Origin of the sequence: Bacillus sp. FJAT-45350, assembly GCF_002335805.1 — a bacterium.
In the GTDB taxonomy this organism is placed as follows: Bacteria; Bacillota; Bacilli; order Bacillales; family NISU01; genus FJAT-45350.
In genome coordinates this window covers 3,009,624-3,034,196 of sequence record NZ_NISU01000001.1, presented here as the reverse complement: position 1 = coordinate 3,034,196, position 24,573 = coordinate 3,009,624, and the positions used below count along the sequence as shown (strand labels likewise).

At 38.4% G+C, this 24,573-nt stretch carries 31 protein-coding genes; all 31 read left to right on the top strand.

The features are described 5' to 3' along the window. The first annotated feature begins 3 nt into the window (after positions 1-3). The 31 genes from CD003_RS21965 to CD003_RS15120 all read left to right on the top strand — a co-directional run bounded on the left by CD003_RS21965 (position 4) and on the right by CD003_RS15120 (position 24,431). Positions 4-165, top strand: a complete 162-nt coding sequence (locus CD003_RS21965) for a hypothetical protein (protein ID WP_179295568.1) — start codon at positions 4-6, stop codon at positions 163-165. Positions 166-204: 39 nt separating this feature from the next. Next, entirely contained in the window at positions 205-582 is a 378-nt protein-coding gene (locus tag CD003_RS15265) for a DUF3797 domain-containing protein (RefSeq protein ID WP_218838254.1), read from the top strand. A gap of 30 nt (positions 583-612) precedes the next feature. After that, complete coding sequence (locus tag CD003_RS15260) at positions 613-843, top strand: hypothetical protein (protein WP_096201910.1); 231 nt, start codon at positions 613-615, stop codon at positions 841-843. Positions 844-1,049: 206 nt separating this feature from the next. Next, positions 1,050-1,256: a hypothetical protein gene (locus CD003_RS15255; protein ID WP_096201909.1), complete on the top strand. Its 207-nt coding sequence runs from the start codon at positions 1,050-1,052 to the stop codon at positions 1,254-1,256. A gap of 92 nt (positions 1,257-1,348) precedes the next feature. Further along, complete coding sequence (locus CD003_RS15250; protein WP_096201908.1) at positions 1,349-1,831, top strand: sigma factor-like helix-turn-helix DNA-binding protein; 483 nt, start codon at positions 1,349-1,351, stop codon at positions 1,829-1,831. 67 nt (positions 1,832-1,898) lie between these two features. Beyond that, entirely contained in the window at positions 1,899-3,272 is a 1,374-nt protein-coding gene (locus CD003_RS15245) for a hypothetical protein (RefSeq protein WP_096201907.1), read from the top strand. A gap of 374 nt (positions 3,273-3,646) precedes the next feature. After that, a complete protein-coding gene (locus tag CD003_RS15240) occupies positions 3,647-4,564 on the top strand; it encodes a terminase small subunit (RefSeq protein ID WP_096201906.1) in 918 nt (305 codons plus the stop codon). Next, positions 4,542-5,870, top strand: a complete 1,329-nt coding sequence (locus CD003_RS15235) for a PBSX family phage terminase large subunit (protein ID WP_096201905.1) — start codon at positions 4,542-4,544, stop codon at positions 5,868-5,870. The genes CD003_RS15240 and CD003_RS15235 overlap by 23 nt, the downstream gene beginning before the upstream one ends. Then, the gene (locus CD003_RS15230) at positions 5,863-7,362 is read left to right on the top strand and encodes a phage portal protein (protein ID WP_096201904.1); all 1,500 of its coding nucleotides are present in this window, start codon (positions 5,863-5,865) and stop codon (positions 7,360-7,362) included. The genes CD003_RS15235 and CD003_RS15230 overlap by 8 nt, the downstream gene beginning before the upstream one ends. Positions 7,363-7,367: 5 nt before the next feature. Beyond that, positions 7,368-8,357, top strand: coding sequence for a hypothetical protein (locus CD003_RS15225; protein WP_096201903.1), 990 nt, complete (start codon positions 7,368-7,370; stop codon positions 8,355-8,357). A 20-nt stretch (positions 8,358-8,377) separates the two neighbouring features. Continuing rightward, positions 8,378-9,520, top strand: coding sequence for a hypothetical protein (locus CD003_RS15220; protein WP_096201902.1), 1,143 nt, complete (start codon positions 8,378-8,380; stop codon positions 9,518-9,520). 15 nt (positions 9,521-9,535) lie between these two features. Then, positions 9,536-9,943 (top strand): DUF2190 family protein, encoded by a 408-nt coding sequence (locus CD003_RS15215; RefSeq protein ID WP_096201901.1) that lies wholly within the window; start codon positions 9,536-9,538, stop codon positions 9,941-9,943. 13 nt (positions 9,944-9,956) lie between these two features. Then, entirely contained in the window at positions 9,957-11,018 is a 1,062-nt protein-coding gene (locus tag CD003_RS15210) for a hypothetical protein (RefSeq protein ID WP_096201900.1), read from the top strand. Between the two features lie 2 nt (positions 11,019-11,020). Continuing rightward, positions 11,021-11,356, top strand: a complete 336-nt coding sequence (locus CD003_RS15205; RefSeq protein WP_096201899.1) for a hypothetical protein — start codon at positions 11,021-11,023, stop codon at positions 11,354-11,356. Next, on the top strand, positions 11,357-11,734 hold the full coding sequence (locus tag CD003_RS15200; protein ID WP_096201898.1) for a hypothetical protein: 378 nt from the start codon (positions 11,357-11,359) through the stop codon (positions 11,732-11,734). Next, positions 11,735-12,145, top strand: coding sequence for a hypothetical protein (locus CD003_RS15195; RefSeq protein WP_096201897.1), 411 nt, complete (start codon positions 11,735-11,737; stop codon positions 12,143-12,145). A gap of 3 nt (positions 12,146-12,148) precedes the next feature. Next, the gene (locus CD003_RS15190; protein WP_096201896.1) at positions 12,149-12,961 is read left to right on the top strand and encodes a hypothetical protein; all 813 of its coding nucleotides are present in this window, start codon (positions 12,149-12,151) and stop codon (positions 12,959-12,961) included. Next, complete coding sequence (locus CD003_RS15185; RefSeq protein ID WP_096201895.1) at positions 12,958-13,188, top strand: oligoribonuclease; 231 nt, start codon at positions 12,958-12,960, stop codon at positions 13,186-13,188. Before CD003_RS15190 ends, CD003_RS15185 begins: the two co-directional genes overlap by 4 nt. Then, on the top strand, positions 13,189-14,538 hold the full coding sequence (locus CD003_RS15180; protein WP_096201894.1) for a phage tail sheath subtilisin-like domain-containing protein: 1,350 nt from the start codon (positions 13,189-13,191) through the stop codon (positions 14,536-14,538). Between the two features lie 20 nt (positions 14,539-14,558). Further along, positions 14,559-15,005: an endoglucanase gene (locus tag CD003_RS15175; RefSeq protein ID WP_096201893.1), complete on the top strand. Its 447-nt coding sequence runs from the start codon at positions 14,559-14,561 to the stop codon at positions 15,003-15,005. Positions 15,006-15,033: 28 nt separating this feature from the next. Then, complete coding sequence (locus CD003_RS15170; RefSeq protein WP_096201892.1) at positions 15,034-15,510, top strand: phage tail assembly chaperone; 477 nt, start codon at positions 15,034-15,036, stop codon at positions 15,508-15,510. Then, positions 15,510-15,704 (top strand): hypothetical protein, encoded by a 195-nt coding sequence (locus CD003_RS21960; RefSeq protein ID WP_096201891.1) that lies wholly within the window; start codon positions 15,510-15,512, stop codon positions 15,702-15,704. The genes CD003_RS15170 and CD003_RS21960 overlap by 1 nt, the downstream gene beginning before the upstream one ends. A gap of 6 nt (positions 15,705-15,710) precedes the next feature. Then, entirely contained in the window at positions 15,711-18,680 is a 2,970-nt protein-coding gene (locus CD003_RS15160) for a hypothetical protein (protein WP_096201890.1), read from the top strand. An 11-nt stretch (positions 18,681-18,691) separates the two neighbouring features. Then, complete coding sequence (locus CD003_RS15155; protein WP_096201889.1) at positions 18,692-19,315, top strand: LysM peptidoglycan-binding domain-containing protein; 624 nt, start codon at positions 18,692-18,694, stop codon at positions 19,313-19,315. A gap of 12 nt (positions 19,316-19,327) precedes the next feature. After that, the gene (locus CD003_RS15150; protein WP_096201888.1) at positions 19,328-20,320 is read left to right on the top strand and encodes an XkdQ/YqbQ family protein; all 993 of its coding nucleotides are present in this window, start codon (positions 19,328-19,330) and stop codon (positions 20,318-20,320) included. Further along, complete coding sequence (locus CD003_RS15145; protein ID WP_096201887.1) at positions 20,320-20,577, top strand: hypothetical protein; 258 nt, start codon at positions 20,320-20,322, stop codon at positions 20,575-20,577. Before CD003_RS15150 ends, CD003_RS15145 begins: the two co-directional genes overlap by 1 nt. Further along, on the top strand, positions 20,577-21,041 hold the full coding sequence (locus CD003_RS15140; RefSeq protein WP_096201886.1) for a DUF2634 domain-containing protein: 465 nt from the start codon (positions 20,577-20,579) through the stop codon (positions 21,039-21,041). Before CD003_RS15145 ends, CD003_RS15140 begins: the two co-directional genes overlap by 1 nt. Then, on the top strand, positions 21,031-22,497 hold the full coding sequence (locus CD003_RS15135; protein ID WP_096201885.1) for a baseplate J/gp47 family protein: 1,467 nt from the start codon (positions 21,031-21,033) through the stop codon (positions 22,495-22,497). The genes CD003_RS15140 and CD003_RS15135 overlap by 11 nt, the downstream gene beginning before the upstream one ends. Further along, positions 22,490-23,062 (top strand): putative phage tail protein, encoded by a 573-nt coding sequence (locus CD003_RS15130; RefSeq protein WP_096201884.1) that lies wholly within the window; start codon positions 22,490-22,492, stop codon positions 23,060-23,062. The genes CD003_RS15135 and CD003_RS15130 overlap by 8 nt, the downstream gene beginning before the upstream one ends. Continuing rightward, positions 23,059-23,346: a hypothetical protein gene (locus tag CD003_RS15125; protein WP_096201883.1), complete on the top strand. Its 288-nt coding sequence runs from the start codon at positions 23,059-23,061 to the stop codon at positions 23,344-23,346. The genes CD003_RS15130 and CD003_RS15125 overlap by 4 nt, the downstream gene beginning before the upstream one ends. Beyond that, positions 23,343-24,431 (top strand): peptidase G2 autoproteolytic cleavage domain-containing protein, encoded by a 1,089-nt coding sequence (locus CD003_RS15120; protein WP_096201882.1) that lies wholly within the window; start codon positions 23,343-23,345, stop codon positions 24,429-24,431. Before CD003_RS15125 ends, CD003_RS15120 begins: the two co-directional genes overlap by 4 nt. Positions 24,432-24,573: the final 142 nt, after the last annotated feature.

Genomic DNA, 24,573 nt, shown 5'->3' with positions numbered 1-24,573 from the left:
GCAGTGAACACTTACAAAATGGAAATCGTTTATGATTCTGGCAAGAGAAAAGAAAAAATCGTTAAAGGACAGCACAAGTATGTGGCGTACACAAAGTTTCTCAAGTCGTTACCTATAAACCAACTAGAGAATATTAAAGCAATACACTGTGAAGTTGATGCATAGTCGACACATGAAGCGCAACATATGAAAGGGGAGGAAGAAGTGAACATAAATGATTCAATGGAATTGATGAGAAAGTATAATACTTGTCCTGAGTGTGGTAGTGACAAAGTAGGGAATGGCGAAGGTGCATTAATTATCGAGGATAACGTTTTTGAACGTTCGTGTAAATGCGGGTGGAAAGTAATTGAAGATAAAAGAATTAAGTGCATGGCTTACATGACTACTAAAAGAAAAGGAAAAACAGATGGTGTGTACGAGGTAAAGATAGATAATAGACATAAATATTTACCTCTGAATGAATTAAAAGAAAAAGCAGGAGTTAGCCGTGTTACTCAAGGTAAGAAAATTGAACAATGGCTAAATACAAAAGAAGGGCGAAAATGGGCTAAAGAAGTAAAAGAAGCAAGTATATGGTAATGAACATTCCGAGTATAAGGGGGATATTGGATGGGCGTATTCGTTTGTGACAAGTGTAATTGTGTTGAAAATACCACTCTAGGTCATTATTGGGGCAGGAAACAAAGTGATTTTAAAGATGATTCATTAGTAGGGAAAGCGCTTTGCTCAGAGTGTGCTCCAGTTGAATGGAAAGATGGAAGTAAAACTGGCTGGGGTAAATGGCATGGAAAGTTTCCTAAAAAACAATGGGATGGGGAACGAGAGGTTAAAAATCGTTAATGCACATTACGAACATTTAACGAAGCAAGGTGGTGTAAACAATGGACCAGAAACAAACATCATCTGAGAAAGAGCAACAGGAGCAAATTGAATGGCAAAAACAAGTGATTCGAGAAGAATATTTAAAAGACAAATAAAAAAAGCCGCCCTCTCGGACGGCTAATAACATAGACAAGATTATTATACCATATCCGGGAGGGATTAAGGTGATTGTTGAAACAAAAGAAATTCCCACCAATGCAGAGAAGATGGCAGAAATAGATTCTAAAGATAATGGGAAAGTATATATCGTGCAAGGCGGGAAGGTATTCATGCTCCCATTGCCAGCTTTCGGTTCGTTAGAATTACCATGTCAAAATTATAAAGTGGGTAAGCCCTCTTATAGGATAACAACACAACTTACACAAGCCTAGTCGGAACAACCGAGGGCACTAGCAGTAACACATATATATGTGTCTGTTGGTGCTCTTTTTTCTATTGAGATAAATATATGGAGGCGGTTTCTTTGGATGATTTAATTATGAGTTATAAGCAATCTTTAAAAAAGATTAGAACTGCATATCAGAATGCTTCTGAAGAGGACAAAACATACTTATCTTCAATGGCGAGTGACTTAGAGTACTCATTAGAATGGATGAAAACAGGGAGACGGCCTGGGAACACGCGAGGTGTTGAAAGGTTAGCTGCATATCAAAGGGAGAAGGCACTTGATCCTTTGTTGATGCAAAATTTTTATCGAAGTGTAGAACAAGAAGAAAAAGAAGATGTCATAACGGATTTTGACAAAATGCGAATAGAGGATGCCCTATCTGTACTGACAACTAGGGAAAAAGAGATGTATGTGATGTCGAGGGGGCAGATGATTTCATATGAACGGATTGCCAGCATGTTAGTTGTTTCTAAGAGCACAGTTCAAACAACTGTTGAGCGCGCAGAAAGGAAAATTGCAGAACAAATTTCATGTAGCCTCTTCTCTTTTGTGGGATGAGGCTTCTTGTTTAATTATCAAAAATTTCTATGTATAATAAATAGTATAAATACTTAGGGGGGAGCAAATGTCTGTATCCAATAAACAGTTCTTAAACAAAAGAGAGAGAGTATTGTTATTAAATAGTGAGGTTTTTAAAGATGAGCTTTATAAGGACTATAGAGAACTCCTAACAAAAAATAAAAGAATCACGAATGGATTAATCGATTCTTTACCCACAGAACAACAAATCTTTTTCAGGACAGCCGTAAAATCAGTAATAAAAGAAGCTATCAAGGAGTGGCAAGCAGATAAACAAAAGGTAGTCGAGGATAAAGGCTTAGGGAACACAGACATTAAATGCTCGCTTTGTGGTACAGGTAATAGATATATTTTTTATATAAAAAATAGAGTAAATGGAAAAAGGTTAAACGTTGGAAGTGATTGTATTGAAGATTTTGTAAAGGAGGGTTTCCAACTTCCAGAATCAGTTGCAGAATTAAAACGTAATGCTACAAAAGTGCATAGAAGAATAAAGTTAAACTATTTAATCCCAAATGTACATGATAAAATCGTAAAGTGGGATAAATTTATAGAAGAACAAGATATTTATATACCCAGAGAAATAACAAAGTCATACAATCAACTAAAAGTAGATACTACCAATTTGTATAACCAATATATAGATAATAAAATCAAAATTGATTGCGCGGAAGAAATTTGTAATAACTTTAAGAGAAAAGAAGAACTGGAGATAAAATTAAGAAGTTACGTGAAGAGGCATAAGGATAAACCATTTATAGCTACTAGGGATATTATAAACCATTTAAAACGTACTAGGAACTCTGTAGCTTTGAGAATGATTGAGGACGACAATGGAAACATAACATCAAAGTCGGCACCTAGAATCACGGAAAATAATTTTGTTGAATTTATTATGCCATTATTAAATAAGGCATTAGAAAAAAAACGAACAATAATAAAGGGGATGGACTTTGATACAAACAAGTTGGTTTTCACGGTAGAACCTTTACATAGGGTGAAATTAAGCATAGGTTACCAGCAGTTTATGCAAGAAGTAGGAATGGTGATCTTTGGAGAAGAGCCTATAGAACAACTAAATAGAAACTATTTATTAACTGAATCGAAAGTCAATGATTCAGTAAGTTATGAGATTTTAACTGACAGACTTAAACAAAAGTTAAGAAAAAAAGAAGTAAAAATTGTATTTACATCGCACAGTGAAAGTGAACTAATTATTTATTATAGAAAGACGGATTCGTATTATTTATATGATCTAAGGGACTTTGTTGACCAAAATAAAATCCTAGCGTACCAAGATATAGACAGTCTTTTTACAATAAATCTTACTGACGCTATAAAAATTCTAGATAAAAAAGAATTCAAGATGTTTAAAGAGGCAAAAAGAGCAGCTTATGAAATGGAACAGGTAATCAAATGATTTTTTGTCGTACGAGTGCCACCTATTAGTAAGAAAGATACAGTGACATCAAAATAACTAATTACATGTTTTACAACTTTTCTTACAAAGTTGTAAACGAACAACCTATAAAGGAATAGAATATAAAAAAAGACCTGCGAGAAGCAGGTCAATAAAGAGAAACAGTTATTAAAATCACCTGAAAAATATCCACACATATTGTACACGTGCTAAGTGACAAATGAATGTGTAGTGGGTATTTTTTTGGTATCTTTTTCATTTTAGGCCTCCTTTACTGTAATATAAGATAATTTATGATAGGTAAAGTAGGTTTGTTAATCATTTTTACTCCGAAGTAACACAAACCAAAATATGGGGGTGGGTGATTATGTAGCATGGCTAGACCTCGAGACCCAAGAAGAGACGAAGCCAAACAGATATGGCTAAAAAGCAATGGCAAAAAAAAATTAAAAGACATCGCTAGTGAATTAGGTTGTTCGGATTCGCAGATTAGAAAGTGGAAGAATCAAGATAAATGGGAGCAGCAATTGAATGGTAACGTTACTAAATCAAAAGGTAACGTTACTAAAAGTGAATCACCCTCCAAAAAAGAGACAAGACCAATAGAAGTTGACGAGTCTTTGCAAGGTAATGACCTTACCGATAAGCAAAGGCTTTTTTGTATGTATTACATTAAGTATTTCAACGCTACTAAGGCTTATCGAAAAGCGTATGATTGTGCGTATTCTACTGCTATGGTTAACGGAAGTAATTTACTTAGGAATACTAAGGTAAGAGGCGAAATCGACTGCCTAAAAGAAGAACAAGCAAAGGGTATAATGTTGGACGCTCAGTTCATACTCCAAAAGTACATTGACATAGCCCTTGCTGATATAACTGACTTTGCTACATTTGGGAAGCGTGAGCAACCAGTTATAGGCATGTACGGACCCGTCAAGGATGAGGATGGGAATGTGCTAACAGAAGAAGTAAGTTATGTTGAGTTTAAGGAATCGGTTGAAGTTGATGGAACAATCATTACTGAGGTTAAGCAAGGAAAAGATGGTATATCTGTTAAGTTAGCAGATAAAATGAAAGCTCTCGATAAATTGGCTCAATATTTCGACCTGTTTCCAGATGAGTTCAAACGTAAAATTGAGAATGAAAAGCTAGAAATTTCTAAAGAAAAGCTTGCATTGGATAAAGCTAAGGTAATGGGTGACGATGAAGAGTATGAAGATGATGGTTTTATTGAAGCATTAGATGGCAAGCTAGAAGAGGTGTGGGACGATGACGACTGTCAAGAAACGTAAACCTGCTCCTTTTAAATTCAAGCCTTTCTCCAAGAAGCAGATTCAAGTCCTAACTTGGTGGCGTCCTAGATCGCCTGTCAATCATTACGATGCAGTTATTTGTGACGGCAGTGTTCGTGCGGGTAAGACAGTGGTAATGTCGTTATCATATGTCCTTTGGGGAATGGACACTTTTCACGAAGAAAATTTAGGTATGTCAGGCAAAACAATTGGTGCGCTAAGACGTAATGTTATCACACCTTTAAAAAGAATGTTGAAAGCGCGTGGTTATAAGATAAAAGACCATCGAGCAGATAACTACCTGACAATTAGTAAAGGAAGTCGAATTAATTATTTTTATGTATTTGGTGGTAAGGATGAAAGTAGTCAGGATTTAATTCAAGGTATTACATTAGCTGGTATGTTTTTTGATGAAGTGGCTTTAATGCCTAAATCCTTTGTAGACCAAGCGACTGCGCGGTGTTCAGTTTCAGGTTCAAAGTATTGGTTTAACTGCAACCCCTCTGGACCATTTCATTGGTTTAAGCTTGAATGGCTAGATAACCTTAAGGAAAAGAGAGCATTACACTTACATTTTACCATGAAGGACAATCTTTCTTTAGAGAAGGAAACCATTGATAGGTACTACCGCTTGTACAAAGGAGTGTTCTTCAAAAGGTATATTCTAGGTCTGTGGGTTATGGCGGAGGGCGTTATATATGACATGTTCCTCGAGGATGAGCATGTCATTGACGAATGGCCACAGCAAATTAAAGAATATCAGGTAACGATTGATTACGGTACTAAGAACCCTACGGCATTTATTTTGCAAGGGATTCTTTATAGTGAGGAAGGGCAGAGAATCTACTACAATTTGAAAGAATACTATTATGATGGTCGAGCAACAGGAAGCCAAAAAACTGATAGTCAGTATTACAAAGATTTAGTAGAGTTCTGCCAGGGTTACACTGATAAAGTGATTATAGATCCATCAGCTGCTTCTTTTATTACCGAAATAAGAGATGGCGGAATACTAAGAGTCCTTGAAGCAAAGAACGATGTACTTGATGGTATTCGGACAGTTGCCTCTACAATAGCAGAGGGGAGAAATTATACCCATAGAGATTGTAAGAACCTACTTAGGGAGCGTTTTTCATATGTTTGGGATGAAAAAGCTGCTGAACGTGGGGAAGATAAACCAGTAAAGCAAAATGATCATGCTATGGATGCTGAGAGATATGGCATTTATACTTTGGAATCAGATTCAGGATTAAAAGTAAGTGGAGATGCAGCTTCATTGTTAAGGGGGGTGAGAGTATATGGCTAAGTGGTATAAAACATTTGTAGGAGAAATGTCTAAGCTACGTAATCGCGTTACTAACCTCTTAGGTTGGAATATTGTTGGTACGTGGTCAAATCCCTACTCATTAGATTCAAGTAAAGTAGACTATAAGTTAGCTAGAAGTTTATATGACAATACTAATGATGAATATAAGCTGGGCGCAGGCTTTGTTAAACCAGTTGTGAACACTGCCACCTCTTTTATTGGTGTTCCTACTTTTCGTAGTAAGGACGAGTTAGTCGAGGAGGAACTTCAATCCTTCGTAGAGAGAAACCGCTCACGAATGTTGAGGAGTGAAAGGAATGCCCTAAGAGACGGAGATTGTTATGTTTGGTTAACTAGGGAAAGAGCAGCAGACAGAACGCTATATCCAGAAGACCAAGAGCGAATAGTTTATAACATTCTTCCGCCTGACATGGTAAAGGATATTGTATTAGACCCAATAACAGGTGATCCTACAGAATATATTCTGCAATCGGAACATGAGTGGGAAGATGAGCGTGAAAATAAGAAGCGCTACACCTTAACTCAAAAGATACGAGCTGGTTTGAGAAAGGTAGAAGCGGAAGGAGAATACCCAGAGGATTTACAATTAGGTGAGATAATTACACCATGGGATTTTATACCCATAGTTCACTTTAAAAATGAATCAGATGAGCATGAAAAGTTCGGCAAGAGTGAAATGGAGTCAATCGAACCCTTTTTAAAGGCTTATCATGATGTTATGCACCACGCTATTACAGGCTCTAAGATGCATAGCACTCCAAAGATGAAATTAAAGGTAAAAGACGTTAGAGCGTTTCTCCTTAATAATTTCGGCGTTAATGACCCTGTTAAGTTTGCCAAAGAAGGTGGGGCAATTAACCTAGAGGGTAGGGAACTTATCTTTGTTGGAAGTGAAGAAGATGTTGAATTTATAGAAGTTAGAAGTGCAACTGGTGACGCTAAGCTGTTACTCCAGTTGCTTTTTTATTGCATTGTAGACACTTCTGAAACGCCTGAATTTGCATTTGGTGTTCACACCCCTTCGTCTTTTTCTTCGGTAAAAGAGCAAATGCCTATTCTGGTACGTAAGGTACAACGAAAGAGGGAACAGTTTGCAGAACCATGGCAACGTATGGCACGTATTGTTCTTGCCATGAAATCTCATGGAGAAAATATGAGATTTTCAACCTATGCTACTGAATTGGAATGGGATGAAGTGGATCCGCGTGATTCTAAAGAGCTTGCTGATGAAATTGAAACAGTAGTTAGAGCTCTAGTCCAAGGATTAAACGCGGGATTAATTAGTATTGAAGCAGCAGTAGACTTCTTGTCACAATACATTGACACCATGGGTAGTTATGAAGAAAACGAGGATGGGAACGGAAGCGAAAAAGATAAACTAATGAAAACAAAGCTTATGCTTATGAGGTTAGAAGATTCGCAGTTTCTAGAGGAACAGAAAAATAAAATCGATGAGTTGCTGAGTAGGTGACTTGAATGGATGAATTAGAAAAAATTATAGCTGCTGCTGGTCCATATAGAGACTATGTTTTGGAAGCTAGGAAGTTATATATCGAGTTAAGACTTGCTCAAGACCCTGAATTAAGAGCTCTATACCTTAAAGTGATTGATAATATTGCAAAAACACTTGAAGAAATTGAAAGGAGAGGTAGTTCTACACTTTCCTATCGCCATCTAGAAAGAGTCGAGCAACAGCTTAGTAGAGAGCTGAGATTATTAGGTGAGGAATTTACCGACAGAACTGATAGGTTTCTTAGATTATCAGTTCAAGCGGGTTCACATACGACTCGTAAAATCACAATACAGGGGTTAAAGGGCGCTAGATTAGACGTCGCCCCATACGAAAGAGCAATAGTTCGTGTAAATCAAGATGCAGTAAGGGCTATGTGGGCAAGAAATCACAAAGGGATGTACCTGTCAGACCGCATATGGAAAACAACAGAAAACGCTGGCGACCATATCAGGAATATATTGAGAGAAGCAGTTGTATCAGGTGAAAGTCCAATAAAGACAGCTCAAGCGCTTCAACAATATATTCGAGAGGGGCAAGCAACATCCGTTCAAAATTTTCCGCAACTATTTGAAAGGATTAAACCGCCAAAAGATTTAGCTTATGAAGCATTAAGGTTAGCAAGAACTGAAACAACGGCTGCATTTGGTGAAGGAGTACTTGGAGCTGCTAGGACAAGCCCTTCTGCTAGAGGTATACAGTGGATGTTATCTCCATCCCATCCTGTTTACGATATATGCGATGTTCACGCTAATAAGGACAGCGGTTTAGGTAGGGGTATTTATCGTGTTGATGAGGTTCCTTTATATCCTCCACACCCAAATTGTTTATGTACTTTAATTCCTGTGCATGAAAGTCCTGAGGATTTTGTTGACCGACTACTCAAATGGCAGCAGAATCCACAAAGTGATCGAGAGCTTGAGCAATGGTACCAAGATGTTTATCTAGCAGCTTAATTTGAAAGGAGGTGGAAAGGATGAAGCATAAGCCAAGATATATGATGCTATACGGAGAAATGGATAACCAAGTAACAGTAGAAGATATTCAACTTGCTCCAGGAGTTAATCTTGATGAATTGAAAAAAGGTGATGATGATCCGTTAGAAGTGGTCGTCTCTGTTCCTGCTTCAAAATCTACTAGGGGGTGGTACTACACACCTGAATCCCTTCGTTCTATTGTTGATAAAGTCAATACATCAACATTAGCAGGATTTCTTGGTCATCAAAAGGCTGAGGAAGTGAGTACACAGTTTTTGCCCCCTGCAACTCACTGGATTGGTGCGAAGATGGATGGAGAGATAGCATTTTTTCGTGGTGTAGTGGATGCTACACAAAAAGATTTAAAGCGTTGGATCCGTAGTGGTCGTGTTAAGCAAGTATCTATCTTTGGACGACCAAAATTACAACAAGCTAATGGCGAAACACAGGTAGTGGATTATGATGGAATGTCGATTGATTGGACCCCGCTTGACCGTGCTGGTATGAAAACATCGATTGTTGCTATGTCAGGTGAAATGTGGGATACAGATGGAGAAGGTCCAGAAAAAAACGGAGGTGTAAAGAAAATGAATCCAGATGAATTGTTAAGAGAGTTAGGTAAAATGATGGCAAATAAACAAATTACAATGCCTATGATTGCGGGTGAAATGGGATTAAGTGTGGAACAAATAGCAGGTGAGATTGATTCTTCTTGGTTACAACAAACTAATTCGGTGGCAACTGAGTTAAAACAAGTGAAAGAGACATTAGGAGTATCCGGTGAAATGTCTGTTGTGGAAGCAGCTAAAAAAGCAGCGGAAGCAATTAAAGTAGCTGAATCGGCTGAGTTTGAAAAAGTAGTCGGTGAAATGATGATTGAAAATGTTAAATCTGATGCTGTCCGTAAAGATATGAGTGACGAAAAAACCGCTATTGGTCGTTTATGGTCATATCATCGTGAAAAGTTGCAGCCGGATATGACCAAAGAGCAATTATCTGGTGAGATGGACAGTTTTATGAAAGACCCTGTTGTAGCGGATATGGTTAGCAAATATCATACTGACCCTCCTGCTGGAGTAGGTAATGTTCAACAACAAAATCAAAGTGCAACGGCAGTTCGTACACGCCGTGCAACAATTTAAGGAGGCGAATAAACAATGCCATACAAAGGACAACCTTTTCCAAGTACTACGTACCAAGTAACTAGAGCAAAAATTAGTGATGGTAAAAGCGTTAGAGTAACAGTTCCGGAAAACTCGGAAATTGAAGCTCAACGCTTTTATTTGTTAGGCGGCTTTTTTGGAGCTGCAACTGAAAGTGTGAAGACAGGTGAAGGAGAAACTGCTGAAGTGGTACTTACTATTGAGCAGGCAGAGTATGAAACAAGCCAAATAAGTACGACTCAGGAATTCACTCCAGGAGCTCCTATTTACTGGAATGCATCAACAAGTAGATTTACTGAAACAGATTCCAGTGGAGAAGATGAATATCGTCGTGTAGGTCGTGTAACTCAAGGTAAGGATTCAAATAATGTGATTTGGTTCATTCTTGGACCACAAGTATAAGGAGGGGTAATAGATGGCACGTATTCATAGCAGAGAAGCTAAATTAGAAGAACGTCGCAAACAAACGGTTAGTGAACAGGTCCCTTTTGTGATTAACGGAGAAATGGACTTTGTTGATAAGAAGATTGAAAATGGTGGTCTTGAAACCCTCGAGTTAGCAAAGCCGATTGGTGAAATGATGACTAACTCTACTACTCGTAAAGAGTTTATGAGAAAAGTAGTGCTTGATGTTGAGTTAGGAAAAGAACAAGTACCGACTCTTTACCAGCCAATTTATGAGAGAATTCAAGACTCAAACTTTCCAAAGGAGTTTGAAGCAAAGTGGGCGCAGTATGGCTCTGTCATTTTCTTTGAGCATATTGAGGGTGAAGAAGTAAAGTTTGGATCCTTACAAGCAGAGCAAGGACCTATTGCATATATCAAAGGTTATACTGCCGGATTTGAGTATACGAAAGAAATTCAAATGTTTAATCAGACATTTAATCTTGAATTACTTAACCGTGCATTCGGTGAAGCACATAACGCTTTAAAAAACCACCTACACTTTGCGCCTATTATCAAGCACTCATATAAAGCAGCGAATAAGACCGCTGCCGTATATGTTAATGAGTTAGGAAAGACTCTCGATAACTCGGATGGTGCTCACATGACCTTATCAACTCGAGCTACGTTACGAAAAGCATTGAGTGATACGCGTACAGCTAAACGCCCAGGAACAGTTCTTCTTGCTTCTGAAGCTGACCGTGAGCAAATCGAGGAGGGGATGGCTTCATTAACAATTCAAGCTACTCCTTATCGTGGTGTAGATGGGATTACAGATGTAATTTATTACGACGGATGGGAAGCATCTGTTGGTAAGAAGTCTTATCAATACCCAGGTGTAGCTCAAGGTAAATGTTACCTAATCAGACCAAAGCGTGGCTTTAAAGAACTAATTAAACAAGAGTTACAAATCAACTCAACAATTGGTGATTTAACACGTCTCGTTGAGGCTCAAGTAGTTGGAGATTTCTGGCGTGGAGTCTTTGCGGCAGTTGATGAAAATATCCAAGAAATCACACTGCCGGGTGAATAAGAATGGAATATGAGGAGAAGCACATCAAACGACTAAGGAAGTACGTTAATGATGTTGATGCAACTTTATTTGATAATGAGGAATTAGGAGAGATTCTAGAAGAGTCCTCGTCAGTTTATGCAACTGCTTCTAAAGTATGGACTATTCGTGCTGGATTACTACAAGGTGAAATAGAGTCTTATAGCACCGGCCAAGAAAAGTATGATTTAACACCTCTTAAAGATCGGTTAGACCACGCCTTAAAAATGGTAGCACATTATAAAGAATTAGCTGGTGGGGATGTAGATGTTTCATCATCTGGTTTTATGTTAAAAGTGCAACGACCAGAGGTGATGTAAATGAATATGATAGAGATGCGGCGTAAACACGTCGCTTTTTCTATTTCACAAAACCCTGCTCAAATTCATGTGCATATGGAAGAAAAGGTTGATGCAGGTGGTTATTTTCAAACTATTGAAAGTGAATTCGGTTTAATTGCTCGTATTTATCAAAGTGATACACCTCGTGTTCAACTAGAAACAAAAGAAATTGGACAAAAACAGTCTGCAACACATTACGGTCTATTAGCTGACTATCAAGCAAACTTACAATCTGACAAAAATGTATTATATAAATTCGATTGGAAGGGGATGCACTTTCAAATTAGGTCTGTCACTCCTCAGCTCATGATGGGTGAGGTTGTAGGGTACCAGTGTGAGTTAGAAAGGGTGAGTTAGATGAGAAGAGGTTCATTAGGACAACAAACTCTCGATAACATCAACCGAAAAAAAGCAGGACTTGTACTCTTAGCTGACAACTTAGGTAAAAACATGGAGGGTATGGCAAAGAAAAGTGCGCCTTGGAAAGACAGGAATGCAAGTTCTGGTGCAAGAGGTGCCCTTCATGGTGGTGGAGAGTTAAGACCCTTTGGAGCATCTATATATCTAGCCCACGGAAAGCATTATGGTGCTTTTTTAGAGGATGGTACGGGTATTCATGGACCTTTTAATAGACCATACAGAGCAACGGTCTTTGGTAAGGTAAATATTCTTCATCCCGGGATGCGAGCACGTCCTATCATACGACCCACTACTGATTCCTATTGGCCCACGATTAAACGTAATATGCGCGAGTATTGGAGGAAGTAATTTATGAGGACTGAAATAAGGCAACGTTTAATAGACGGAGGATTCGAAAGAGTATACGAACCTGCTGCAGCTGGTCCTCAATTAAAAAAACCGTATCTTGTTGTTCAAAAAGGTGCTCAAGATGCAGGTGATCCTTATGCGAATTTCACAACAATTATTGAAATATGGCCTTGTGTAAAACAAGAAACATTTCAGTTACTAGATATCGAAGCACGTAAAACAATCAAATTATTGAATAAACGTTTTTTCGAAGTAAATGGTGAGAGTCACTACATCGAATATCTAGGAACCAATGGGGAAGATACCATTGATGACTCCTTAAAGGTACTTACCAGAGGGTTACGGTTTCAAGTATTTTCTTTAGCATGGTTAAACGCCAAGACAACAGACCCTGACCCTATCTCAGCTTTACAGAATTGGACGACAAGACGTTTTTCTGACTTGCAGATACATTCGGAAGGGTGGCAACCATCAGATGCTTATCCAGCGCTTTATTGGCGTTTTGGGAGTATCACATCAAGCGAACCTATGAATTGGGGAGTATGGCTTAATGTGAGAATCCATGGTCATTTAATAATGGCTGACACATACAAGAGGACACAGCTAATAAAAGATGTTGTGCAACAATTAGCGATTGATAAAAGAACAGCCCTAGAAGACAAATCGACATTAGAATTCTTAGGAGTTTCTGCTGATAGTTCGGCAGATCCTTTTCGTGCTGGTCAAATTACTTTATCTGTTCGTTTCGGTGTCATAAAAACAAAAGAATTTGTAGAAAAAATAAATCATTTTGGCTTTGAAGGAGGGTTAACATGACGAACAAAAAGTCGGAGGAACAGTCTAAAGAAGAAAGTAAGTACTCGCAAGAAAAAAAAACTCAGGAACCAGCATACAGTAAACAGGAAATTTTGGCTACGCCTAGTGCATTTGGTGTTGGTGTAGAAGTGTTAGCAGGTGCATTACATGGTCTTGAGAAAACTGAATTTACAAAAGTAGAAGTAAAAGAAGCACTTGAAAATTTCAAAAAGAAGAAGGTGAAATAGATGGCTGGACAATTATTTGTACTAGGCGAACAAAAACCGAGACCAGGAACATATGTCACTTGGCATAATGCTGGTGGCACAAGTTTAGCGACAGGGACAGTAGGTTTAGCTGCAAGCGTTTTAAGAGCTACTTGGGGGAAAGTAAATGATGTTACTACCATTACTCCCGAAACTATGACCAAGCTTGGAGATAATGAAATCATAAAACAAATATTTACTGGTGGTGCAAGAGTCATTTATGCAGTTCGTGGAGGTAATGGTGGAACGGTAGCAACAGTTGACCTTTCTGGTGTAACAATCGAAACCAAGTATCCTACGTCACGTAAATTCAATGTTACTGTTCGGGAGTCATTAGATGGGACAGAAAAAGAGCTACTTTTATTTGAAGGACAAAAGCAAATAGATAAAGTAACATTCTCAGGCGATAATGAAAAACAAGCATTAGCCGATGCTATTAACGAACAAAGTAACTATTTATTAGTACCAAGCGGAGAATTTACATCAGGAGAAGTAGATATTGTATTAAATAAGGAGTTCACAGATGGTTCTGACCCTACTATGACTGCTTCTGATTACGCTGATACATTTCCAACCTTAGATACAAAATTCTTTGATGGAATTTGTACAGATACAACAGATATGCAAGTTCATATGAGTTTACAGGCTTATGTAAATCGTCGATTGAATGAAGGCAGCCGTATTATTGGTTTCGTTGGCGAAAAGTCAGATATTGATTTTGAAACTCGTGCACAAAATGCAAAATCATTTAATGATTTTGCCATGGTCTATGTCGGAAACGGATTCCTAACTGCTGATGAAAGGGAAGTTGAAGGAGCTGAAGCAATAGCGCGTGTGATGGGAGAAACAATATCAGGTCCTCATACACGAAGCATGACACGTCATGTAATTCAAGGAAGCGTGGGTGTAGTAGGAGAGTTAACATCACCACAATACAACGAGGCTACTAAGTCTGGGATGTTAGTATTCTCAGTATCAAGGCAAGGTCTTGCTCAAATTGATTATGGTATAAATACAAAAGTATCCCTTGCAGAAATTGAAGATGAAGGATGGAAAAAAATCCGCCGTACTCGTACACGCTTCGAACTGATAGACCGCGTTGTGCTTACATTAGATCCAAGAGCAGGAGATTTTGATAACGATGAAGACGGAAGGCAACATGTAATTACTATTGTAAATGAAATCATAGAACGTATGCCGGGTGTAAGTGGAGCGCTAATAATTGACCCCAAAAATCCACCAGAGGGAGATAGTGCATGGTTTAAGTTCGATAACTTAATAGATTTAGATAGTATTGAACGCTTCTACTTAGACTTTGGATTCAGATACTAGTTTGAAAGAGAGGGATTTATATGTCAGACGGTCGTTATATATTTAGACAGTGTGTACCAGACGGTTCCATTGATATTGCCAATGTTCAGCCGGGGGAAGTCATTAATCGACAATGGTCTTGGAGAGTGAATATGCCTTTAGACCTTCAAGAACAAGTCGATAACGGAGAGCTGGACCCCCGAAATATCATGAGAGGTTATGATGGGGAACTTTACGATGGAGATGGTAACTTCCTAGCAGAAGTAAATACTTGGCATGCACAAATCAATGTCACAAATAGTGATTATAATCCAGCGGGAGAAAAGATTACGTGGTCTATACCAATGAGCTACACAATTACATTGACGTTTACAGAAACGGTTATTAAAGATGCGACTCTATTAGCGAAAATTAATAATGGGCTTAAAAAAGGGCAACCTGATGCAGTATTAAACTTTACTGGTGTGCTACGCGGGAGAGCTTCTTAATCAATTATAAATGTAGGAGGAATGAATTATGAGTAAGAATGAGGTTACACAGGAAGAAAGAGAAGAATTGCTAGAAAATGAAGATGAGCTTCTGGCTGGTATATTAGAGGCTCATGAACAGAAAAAATCGAACACACGAAAAGTAGAGATTTCTCGCAAAGGGAAAGTACTTTTCTCTTTTACTGTAATGGGTATAGACGATTCTGTGTACGATAAATGTAAGAAAGCATCAATTAAGTATAGTAACGGGAAAAATGGCCGTAAGTTTGTCGAAGAAGTAGATACAGTAAAAGGGAATAACCTGACAATCTATCATGCAACCATTCCAGAGGATCGTAAAAAGATATGGGATAACAAAAAGTTGTGGGAACGACTAAACGTCTTAACAGGGCATGAGGTTATTGAAAAAGTGTTATTAGCAGGAGAAAAAGACGCTTTAATTACACTAATTGATGAACTATCAGGTGTCGGAGTTGTCAATTATACTGAAGAAGTAAAAAACTAATGGACGCAGGAGGGGTAACTGACCTTCTGCGTATTATTTTTATGACGAACGGAAAGTGGCCCGATGAAATTTTAAATGAAACAGAAGGACGTAAAGCATTTGCACTTGCAGCTGCATGGAAGCATAAAGAAGAAATGATGAAAGGTCCAGCTAATCAAGCAGCTGCATTAGCAAGTCTTTTTAAAAAGGGGTGATGAGGGTTGTCTAAAGAGGAAGTATATCGTATAGAAATACCCATCACTGTAAATGACCAGTATTCCGACGGTATAGGACGAGCTCAAAGGCGTGTATCAGAGTTTGAGAATACTGCTACACGTACGGAAAGAAGAATGCAAAGATTACAAAACTCTCGATGGCAAATGACCATATCAGCGGTTGATAGAGCATCTAGGACTATAAATTCAGTGGGTAATTATGCCAATCGTGTTGTAAGTAGAGGTTACAACATCACTGTAAGAGCAGTTGATTTAGCGACTAGACCTATTCGAGGGATTGCTCGCGCTGCTACATCCACACTAGGAATGTTAGGGATGGCAGGTGGAGTCGCGGGTGGAGTCATTATTCCTTTAAAGATGGTTGCTGATAGGCAAAATATAACTACTGCATTTGAGGTTATGTTAGGAAGTGCAGAAGCGGCAAAAAATAGAATGGACGAGCTTGTTACTTTCGCCGGCAACACACCTTTTACTAGAGATGAAATCTTTGAGTCTTCTCGAATTTTAGAGGTATTTACAAAAGGGGCTCTTTCCACTGGTAAAGGACTCGAAATGGTTGGGGATATTGCTGCTGGTACTCAACATGAATTTACTGACGTGGCCATTTGGATGGGGCGTTTGTATGATGCAATGGATTCAGGTAATCCTATAGGAATGATGACTTCTCGACTACAAGAAATGGGTGCTATTGATGGTTCCGCTCGTGCTAGATTAGAAGAATTGGCGGATAGTGGTAAAGATATTACTGACATATGGCCACTAGTAGAAGAGGAGCTTTCAGGGTTTAATGGTCTAATGGAAAAGATGAGTGCCAACCTAAGTAACTTATTTTTAGGTGTGCGCTCTTTTTTCAATGAAACATTTGTCTATCGTTGGGGACAAGGTTTGGAAAGAACATTTGGTCCAATGCTTACAAGGTTTAGACAATGGCGGGGTGAAAATAAGGAGCTTATTGCCTCGCTTGGGCAAGATGTTGAAGACTTCGCAGCCAAGCACAGCGGAAGGCTTATTGACGGTATAGAGTTGTCAATCGGTTTTGTTCAAGACAACTTTTTAGAAAATGAAGAGTTTATGGAGTTAGATTTTGGCGGCAAAGTTCAATTCACCTTTAATAAATTAGATGAGGTATTTAAAGAGTGGTGGAATGATGACGGTGAAGACATTGTTTCATCTTTCATGGGAAACACAGGTTCTAAAATTGGGAATACACTAAACGGTGTTATTCTGGGCGCATTAGGGGTAGCTGATGATGGTAGCGATTATGCAAATGCTGGTGTTATTGCAGGGAAATCTTTTGTAGAAGGGTTTCTAGGTGAACTTGAAGGCGGTAAGATAGCTAGGGGTTTAAGAGATGTATGGCTTGACACTTTACCAAGCTTAGAAAAAAGTGCAGGAGGGAATATTGCCTCTATATTATTTCAAAGTGTTTTATTAGGTGGGGCTTTTAAATTATTAGGACCATTAGGAAAGTTATTTAAAGGTGGTTGGGATTTAGGCAAAACAGGATGGAATCGTCACACTTCAAGAAAAGATAACCGAAGGAAACAGCAACAAGAACGACGAGATACTAGAGTAAGAGATGGACGACGAGCGCCTGTCGAACCTACTCCGACAAGAAGAAGTAATACTTCAAGAAGGCAAGAACATAGGCAATCACAACAAATACCTTGGTATCAGCGTTCATTAGGAAGTTGGGGATCTAATGATGAACCAACAGGACCACGTTCTGCAAGAAGAACCCCATGGTACCAGAGATTAAATCCATTTGGAAGAGATAAAGGTGGTCCTCCTGCTAGTGGAATTGTTGCTGGTGGAGCGCTTGGCACACTTGGTAGACTTGCTAGACCCTTAGCTATTGGAATGGATGTTATGAATATTGCAAATGCAGAAGAAGAAGACCGTGGTGCAATGATAGCTAGTTCTGCTGGTGGTTGGGGTGGCTTTATGGCAGGTGCTGCTGGTGGTGCAGCAATCGGAAGTGTGGTACCGGGAGTGGGAACTGCCATAGGTGGTATTGTTGGTGGTGCTCTTGGTGGTGCTCTTGGTGGTCTTGGTGGAAGCAAATTAGGAGAGGTCGTTTACGACTGGATAGGAGATGTTGACCTATCAGGATTCAAAGATACGGTAGTAACTGGGTTCACTGATGCCAAGGATAGCGCTCTAGAGAAACTGAATGAAATGGGAGAAAGTGTACCTGAGGTTCTAGGCTACATGATTGGTTATTCTTCAGAAAGACTTTCCCAACTTCCTGATAAGGCTACTGAATATTTTGGTGGTCTGTATGACAATACAATGGAATGGATGTCACAGGTACCAGGTGAGGTTGGACAGTATGTAAGTGATACGGTCACTGGTATAGATGAGTGGTGGTCTGGTTTACCTGGTCAAGTAGGAGCTTGGTGGACAGATATCTACAATGAAATTTCGGGTAATGCAAAAAATGCTTATGATTCAGTAGTTACTTGGATAGGCGGCATTCCTGGTTATATAGAAGGAATCATAGGCAGTGCCAAGAATTGGGGATCGTCTATATGGAATCGCGTAACAAGTGGCTTTGGAAGCGGAAGAGAATCTGCTAAAGCTTATGCAAACGGAGGATTTATTAACCGTCCGCATTTAGGCCTTGTCGGCGAAGCGGGTCCAGAAGCGATTATCCCACTTTCAAGTAGTAGAAGAAGCCGTGCGATGGATTTATATGAACAAGTAGGGTCAAAGTTAGGTGTTAAACCTTATGCAGACGGTGGTTTAGTAGGCTCTATGGGCAGCATGGGGTCTAATAGTGGTTTTGGCGGAGTAATGATTGGCTCTATGCCAGTTACTGTGAGTGTTGCTGTTGATGGAAGTGGAATTAACCAAGCAAAAGACCTAGAGTCACTAGCAAAACAAATTGTTGAACCTGTATCAAAAGAAATCTATCAATCTTTACGAGAATTCTTTGCAAACACAACAAATTAGGAGGAATAGAGTTGTTAAAAGTTACTTTATTATTACAAAATACAACTACAGCTGTTACATTGCCTATCCCTCCTGAAAAGATTGATTTTCATTTTGGGGCTAGGACTATGTCCTTTACAACAATTTACGGTGGAGCTTTTGATATGCCTAGGGGACGTAACCCAGAAAAAGTAATATTATATGGGTTGTTACCTGGACCAAGTAGACAGTTGCCAGTGATTGTTGAAAAGAATGCACAAGAGGTTGTTGAGGTGTTCAGAACATGGAATAAGGAAAACAAACCATTACGATTGATAATTCCCGACACAAAAATAAATTTACCTGTTTATATCGAGAAATTTGATGCTCCAATTGAAGGAGGCTATGGCGATTATAGGTACACATTAGCTTTAGGTGAGTATCGGCAACTAGTTATTACATCCATAGGATCAGACGGAAAAGTATCTACAGCAGCATCTCCTACACAAAATAGTAAGCCGAGAACTCATACTGTAAAAAGTGGAGACACTCTTTGGAGAATTGCACAAGATTATTATAAAGATGGTAGTAAGTACAGAGATATATTTCAAGCTAATAGAGATAAAATAGATAACCCTGACAGAATCTTTCCAGGACAAGTGCTTAAAATACCGTAGGGGGTGGATTAGATGTCCTTTAGAGTCGAACATACAAAGTACCGGTTTATATTAATCCCTCCTGATGGTAGAAGACTTAACATTACTGATGTAATTCTTGAAGCAAAATATGAGGATATGGAGGATGAGTTATCTGCTCGTTTGATACTAACCGTTAAGAATATCCTGGTAGGGGACAAGTACTTAAATCAGTTATGTTATTTAGCACATAGAATGATTGTAGAAGCGACTACTGGAGGTAGTTGGCAAGAAGTATGGCGAGGCTCTATATATAGATATGGTTTTACAACAGAAGAAGGATCGTCTTTTACTGCGATATGCTATGATGCTTTATTTCCTCTCCAACAATCAAAGGACCAAGTACAGATTTCTAGTAGCGAAACCGTTGCTGAGACAATTAGTAAATTAGCAAGGAAGTGGGGAATACCCATTGGTAGAATAGATGGTCCCCACCGTGCATTAGAATTTAAAATTTATAAGGGTGATAAAATAGGAAAAATTTTTTCCGAACGAATAAAGGAAGCTAAAAAGCGTGGTTCTCCACGTTTTTTTGTTCGAGATGAAAAAGGGCAACTTAACATAGTTAGAGAGGGTAGTAACACTATTGTTTATAAGCTAGATAGATATTATGCGGAAAAGAGCGAAGATGAACACAATATAGAAAATATTATTACTCGTGTAAAGGTCTATGGTACATCCAAAGAAAATACCCCTTCACAAATTGTCTATGAACAAGACGGACGTATTAACTTTGGTGTTATTCAAGATGTTGTGTTTGGTGTAGAGGGTAGAAAAGAAGCACAAGAAAAAGCAGCTGAGATATTGCAGGAAAATGGACAACCAAACATAACAAGGTCGATTTACGGTCCGGACATTCCCTTTTTAAGAAAAGGTGATGTTATTGAAGTTGAAGTGGGTACATTACTTGGGAAATTTATGGTTTCTAGCGTATCTAGGGATATTGGGACCTTGCAAATGACTGTTCAGTTAAAGGTGGCGAAATGATGGGAGAATGGACAAACAAAATAGGTAGCTTATTTGCACGTGAAATAAATGAACGAACAGAGCAATCCCAGCAAAAGTTAATTAGCGAGTTTGGCACTATTACAACTAGTGGTTCTCTATTATTAGACAGCTTTCCAGAGCCTATCCCTAAGCATGAATACCAAGTACTTGAACATGTATTCATTACTTCCGGGAAAAGAGTATTTTGCATCCCCACACCCAGCGGTTCCTACATGGTGATAGGAGGTTTTAATTAATGTTATATCCAGCTTTCGAGTTACCTGATGAATTGAATGAAGCTTTAGAATCCCAAGAAGCTATATATGATATATCATTACAAGTTCCAAGGCGTGACTTTGAAACAGGTGAATTTGTAACAGATCCCACAGGTCGTATAGTAACGGTTTCGGATTTACAAGCATATGCTCAGTGGGCATATGCTTGTGTTCGTACAGAGAAAGGTAAGTATTTAGCTTATGATGAAAATTTCGGTGTGGAAATAGAAGATTTAATGAGAAGTGAATTAGATAATGATATTAAGAAAAGTGAAATTGAGAGGCGTGTAACGGAAGCTTTAATGATAGATTCACGAACCACTTCGGTGGGGTCTTTCGAATTTGAAGTTATGGGTGATCAAGTACTTGTTAAGTTTATAGTGGAAACCATTTACGGAAATGTTCCTCTTAATCTTAGATATGGAGGTGGTTTGATTGCCTCTTAAAGAGTTACCTCCATTTTTAGAGGAATGGGCATATGAGTCTTTATTAGAAGATATTTTAAGCTACTTTCCTGATTCTTATGGGAAAGAACAAGGGGAGTTTGCTTTTAATATTGCCTCACCTATTGCCGTAAAGTTGTCAGAGGCGTTACAACAAACCGCCAATGAGATATTACTTAGAGCTTTTGCTATGACTTCGTACGGTCCTTATTTAGAAATGAAATTACTAGAAAGCGGTACGGAAAAAAGAAGAGGCGAGCGCTCTACGGTTTCATTGTTTGTTACTGGTAGACAAGGAACAACGTTTTCAGTAGGAAATATAGTCTCCACATTAGAAGATGAAAATCGTGAAGCAGTTGAATTTCGCGTTACTGAAACAACTGTTATAGGTGAAACAAAGGAGACGTTTGTTCCGTTAGAAGCAGTGGAAATAGGAACAAATGGCAACGTACCAGCAAATACTATTGAGGTGTTAGTAACTCCCATTACTGGTGTAACCTCACTTACCAATATTGAAGCTGCTACTGGTGGAGTTAATGAAGAATCAGATGAGGCATATTTGGAACGTCATCTTCAACGTGCGAGAGAACGTTTGACAAGTGGTAATGATGCTCAATATCGCTCGTGGGCAAACGAAGTTGATGGTGTCGGAAGGGCAATAGTCAAAAGACGTAAATATGGAAGAGGTACAGTTTCAATTGCTATTGTTGATAATGAAGGAAATCCCGCTGATAGATCGTTACTTAATAGAGTTCAGGACTATATTGCACCAGGGTATAAGATTAACATTAATGACCCGGAAGTGAAGTTGGATACAGATATTTCAATTCCTCTTACAATAAATGAAGAGGGATATTGGTTTGTAAAAGCTAGTGTCCGTATTGAAGATGAGGATGCAACGGGCGACATTATTAAAATTTATTTTACAGACTCAGAAGACAAAATTTTAAAGTCCTCTTTACTTTCAGAGGAAGAAGCAACGTATATATTGAACGTTAATGATGTACAAGAAAGAGAAATGGTATTTTACTTTGTGGCTGACAGCAAAGAAAATAATCAAGTTAAAATAGAGCCTCTCTTAGAAACAGAAGTGTATTTTAGATTGGAATATATTCAATCTGTCTTTGATGATGAAGAACATGATGGTGTAGCGCCTGTGGATCATCGTGTTTTTATTGAACGAGCAGAAACTAGCTCTTTAATAATTACTGCTACAGTTCAACTGAGTGGGATTTCAATTGAGAAAGCTATAAGTGAATTTTCTAAAGGTCTTGATGATTACTTATCGGAACTTATAAAAAATGAGGAAACGAAAATTGTTAGAACAGTTATTGGAGGTATACTCTCAAACGTCGGTGGAGTTACTGATTACGAACAGCTGCTTCTTAATGGCGAATCTGAAAACATCATTATTGATACTCAACAAATACCTAAAATAGAGGTGATACTAAGTGAGTAAAGCAAAAGAAGACCTCTTTTCTCTCATCTCTCCTTTTCACAGAAATAAGTTAATGGAAATGGTCTTTGCGGGGACAGGTAAGAAGTTAGACGTACTAGAAGTGGTTTTTGAGGATATCTTTAATCAATTGAATGTTGAGACGGCAACTTGGGGATTACCATTGTGGGAGGAAGAGTACGATTTAAAGCCATCTCCTGGCGATATCTATGCCACTCGTAGAAGGAGAATCCTTGTAGCCAAAAGTACTCATGGTTTAAATCCACATCAATTAAAAGGTATATTTAATAGATTTCTTTCAAAGAAAACCGCAAGCTTAAAACGTGATACAAAAGAAAAAATTCTATATGCAATTTTACCCTTAGGTCACATTTTATCGTTAGAACAGCTGATAAAAGAAGCTAAAGATGTCATTCCCTCTACAAATGAACTAAGAGTGGTTCCTTCCACTTCGTCAATGATTATGGTTAGTGATCGAGTAGTCCTAACGCGAAAAAAATATGTAACTGTAGATGAATTTTATGTAGGAATGCCAGTGCTTAAATCAAGTAGGGATGTGGTACTATGATTGATCCAATGTATTTACAACAAGTAGCTCAAGATATTTCTGACAGGACGGAAAAGGTACTACTAAATGGACAAGAGGTTTCTATTCTTTCAAAAAAAGTTGAGAATACCGCCTTTTTTTTGAAGACGGGTAATATATCCGGTGTTACTCGGATTGAATCACTAGAGTTAAGAGACAACGCAGGGAAAAGTATTCAAAAAAAACAATCAGATATAAATGTACCTAGCGAAGAAGTATTAGAATTCAAATTTGAGATAGAAGTAAGGGAGGGTGAGAGTACGTGAGTCAATTTGAGCCCAAATTAGATTGGAAAGGTGAAGACCCTGTTACGGAGCAAGATATGAACAGGTGGGAACAAGGTATAGCAGATGCTCATAAAAAAGTTACTACGCATAAGGAAGATGAAGTGCAACCAACATCAACAAACACCATTAGAAATAAACATGTATCAGATAGCGATATTTACAAGACACAAGGAATGGTGTCACATGCGTCAGATACAACAAAGATTACTACACCAAACTCAAGGGTAATTACAGCTAGTCAAGATAGCAGAGCCACAGCACCAAGAAGCCAAACGGCTGCGTCATTAGATTGTGAAGTTACAGGAAACCAATCTATGTCCACATCATCATGGGAATCTAACGCAACTGCTCTAAATTCACATGTTACTGCAAGTAGACAAACTGTAAACAGTGAGCAATATTCGATAGCAGGTGGATATAGTCTAAGTGGCAGTAGACTAACATCAAACAGAAAGTGGCACTTATTTAGCATTACTGGAAATATTCAGCATAGTGGAACTATTTCGAGTGGTCACTCTTTCACTGACTTTGCGGAGCTATTTCCTAACTTGACAGGTGAAGAACAGGAATACGGGTTATTACAAACTATAGATGGATACGGTGTAAGACCTGCAAATGAAGGGGAGCAAGTAATTGGTGTCACATCAGCAATCGCAGGTGTTATTTTAGGTGATACACCTTTTTCATGGGATAAGCGTTGGGAACGTGATGAATGGGGCGCTTTTGTTTATGAAACTGTTCCAGATACAGATTATGAATTAAAAGAAGGTGAAACCGAAAAGGATAGACCTCTAATTGAAGTGCCAAAAGAAAATCCCAATTGGAATCCTGAATTAGAGCAAACATCTCGAAAAGATAGACCTGATGAGTGGACAGTAGTAGGACTCTTAGGGCAGGTCTATGTAAGACTTGCAGAGAATGTTGAGGTAGGTGATTATGTAAAAGCCTGGTCAAACGGTGTTGGTCAAAAGGCAATAGAACCAACAAATATTTGTGTAATGAAAATTACTCAGGAATATGACAGTGAAAAAGGTTACAAAATCGGATTTTGTTTATTAAAGTAATGTAAGATAGCCTGATTATGTGCAGTAACTTGTGAGCGGTACTCAAAAGTTAAAAAGGTATATTTATTCAAACACCACTAATGTAGGAGGTGTATTTTTTTATGCTTAAATGACCGTTTAAAACAAATGTTCGTGTATTGAT

Coding starts and splice junctions, on each gene's coding strand:
- CD003_RS15235 (WP_096201905.1), top strand. CDS start 4,542: ATGACGACTGTCAAGAAACGTAAACCTGCTCCTTTTAAATTCAAGCCT.
- CD003_RS15225 (WP_096201903.1), top strand. CDS start 7,368: ATGGATGAATTAGAAAAAATTATAGCTGCTGCTGGTCCATATAGAGAC.
- CD003_RS15260 (WP_096201910.1), top strand. CDS start 613: ATGGGCGTATTCGTTTGTGACAAGTGTAATTGTGTTGAAAATACCACT.
- CD003_RS15150 (WP_096201888.1), top strand. CDS start 19,328: ATGTCCTTTAGAGTCGAACATACAAAGTACCGGTTTATATTAATCCCT.
- CD003_RS15205 (WP_096201899.1), top strand. CDS start 11,021: ATGGAATATGAGGAGAAGCACATCAAACGACTAAGGAAGTACGTTAAT.
- CD003_RS15220 (WP_096201902.1), top strand. CDS start 8,378: ATGAAGCATAAGCCAAGATATATGATGCTATACGGAGAAATGGATAAC.
- CD003_RS15195 (WP_096201897.1), top strand. CDS start 11,735: ATGAGAAGAGGTTCATTAGGACAACAAACTCTCGATAACATCAACCGA.
- CD003_RS15170 (WP_096201892.1), top strand. CDS start 15,034: ATGAGTAAGAATGAGGTTACACAGGAAGAAAGAGAAGAATTGCTAGAA.
- CD003_RS15180 (WP_096201894.1), top strand. CDS start 13,189: ATGGCTGGACAATTATTTGTACTAGGCGAACAAAAACCGAGACCAGGA.
- CD003_RS15230 (WP_096201904.1), top strand. CDS start 5,863: ATGGCTAAGTGGTATAAAACATTTGTAGGAGAAATGTCTAAGCTACGT.
- CD003_RS15245 (WP_096201907.1), top strand. CDS start 1,899: ATGTCTGTATCCAATAAACAGTTCTTAAACAAAAGAGAGAGAGTATTG.
- CD003_RS15125 (WP_096201883.1), top strand. CDS start 23,059: ATGATTGATCCAATGTATTTACAACAAGTAGCTCAAGATATTTCTGAC.
- CD003_RS15215 (WP_096201901.1), top strand. CDS start 9,536: ATGCCATACAAAGGACAACCTTTTCCAAGTACTACGTACCAAGTAACT.
- CD003_RS15175 (WP_096201893.1), top strand. CDS start 14,559: ATGTCAGACGGTCGTTATATATTTAGACAGTGTGTACCAGACGGTTCC.
- CD003_RS15185 (WP_096201895.1), top strand. CDS start 12,958: ATGACGAACAAAAAGTCGGAGGAACAGTCTAAAGAAGAAAGTAAGTAC.
- CD003_RS15210 (WP_096201900.1), top strand. CDS start 9,957: ATGGCACGTATTCATAGCAGAGAAGCTAAATTAGAAGAACGTCGCAAA.
- CD003_RS15240 (WP_096201906.1), top strand. CDS start 3,647: ATGGCTAGACCTCGAGACCCAAGAAGAGACGAAGCCAAACAGATATGG.
- CD003_RS21960 (WP_096201891.1), top strand. CDS start 15,510: ATGGACGCAGGAGGGGTAACTGACCTTCTGCGTATTATTTTTATGACG.
- CD003_RS15190 (WP_096201896.1), top strand. CDS start 12,149: ATGAGGACTGAAATAAGGCAACGTTTAATAGACGGAGGATTCGAAAGA.
- CD003_RS15200 (WP_096201898.1), top strand. CDS start 11,357: ATGAATATGATAGAGATGCGGCGTAAACACGTCGCTTTTTCTATTTCA.
- CD003_RS15145 (WP_096201887.1), top strand. CDS start 20,320: ATGGGAGAATGGACAAACAAAATAGGTAGCTTATTTGCACGTGAAATA.
- CD003_RS15140 (WP_096201886.1), top strand. CDS start 20,577: ATGTTATATCCAGCTTTCGAGTTACCTGATGAATTGAATGAAGCTTTA.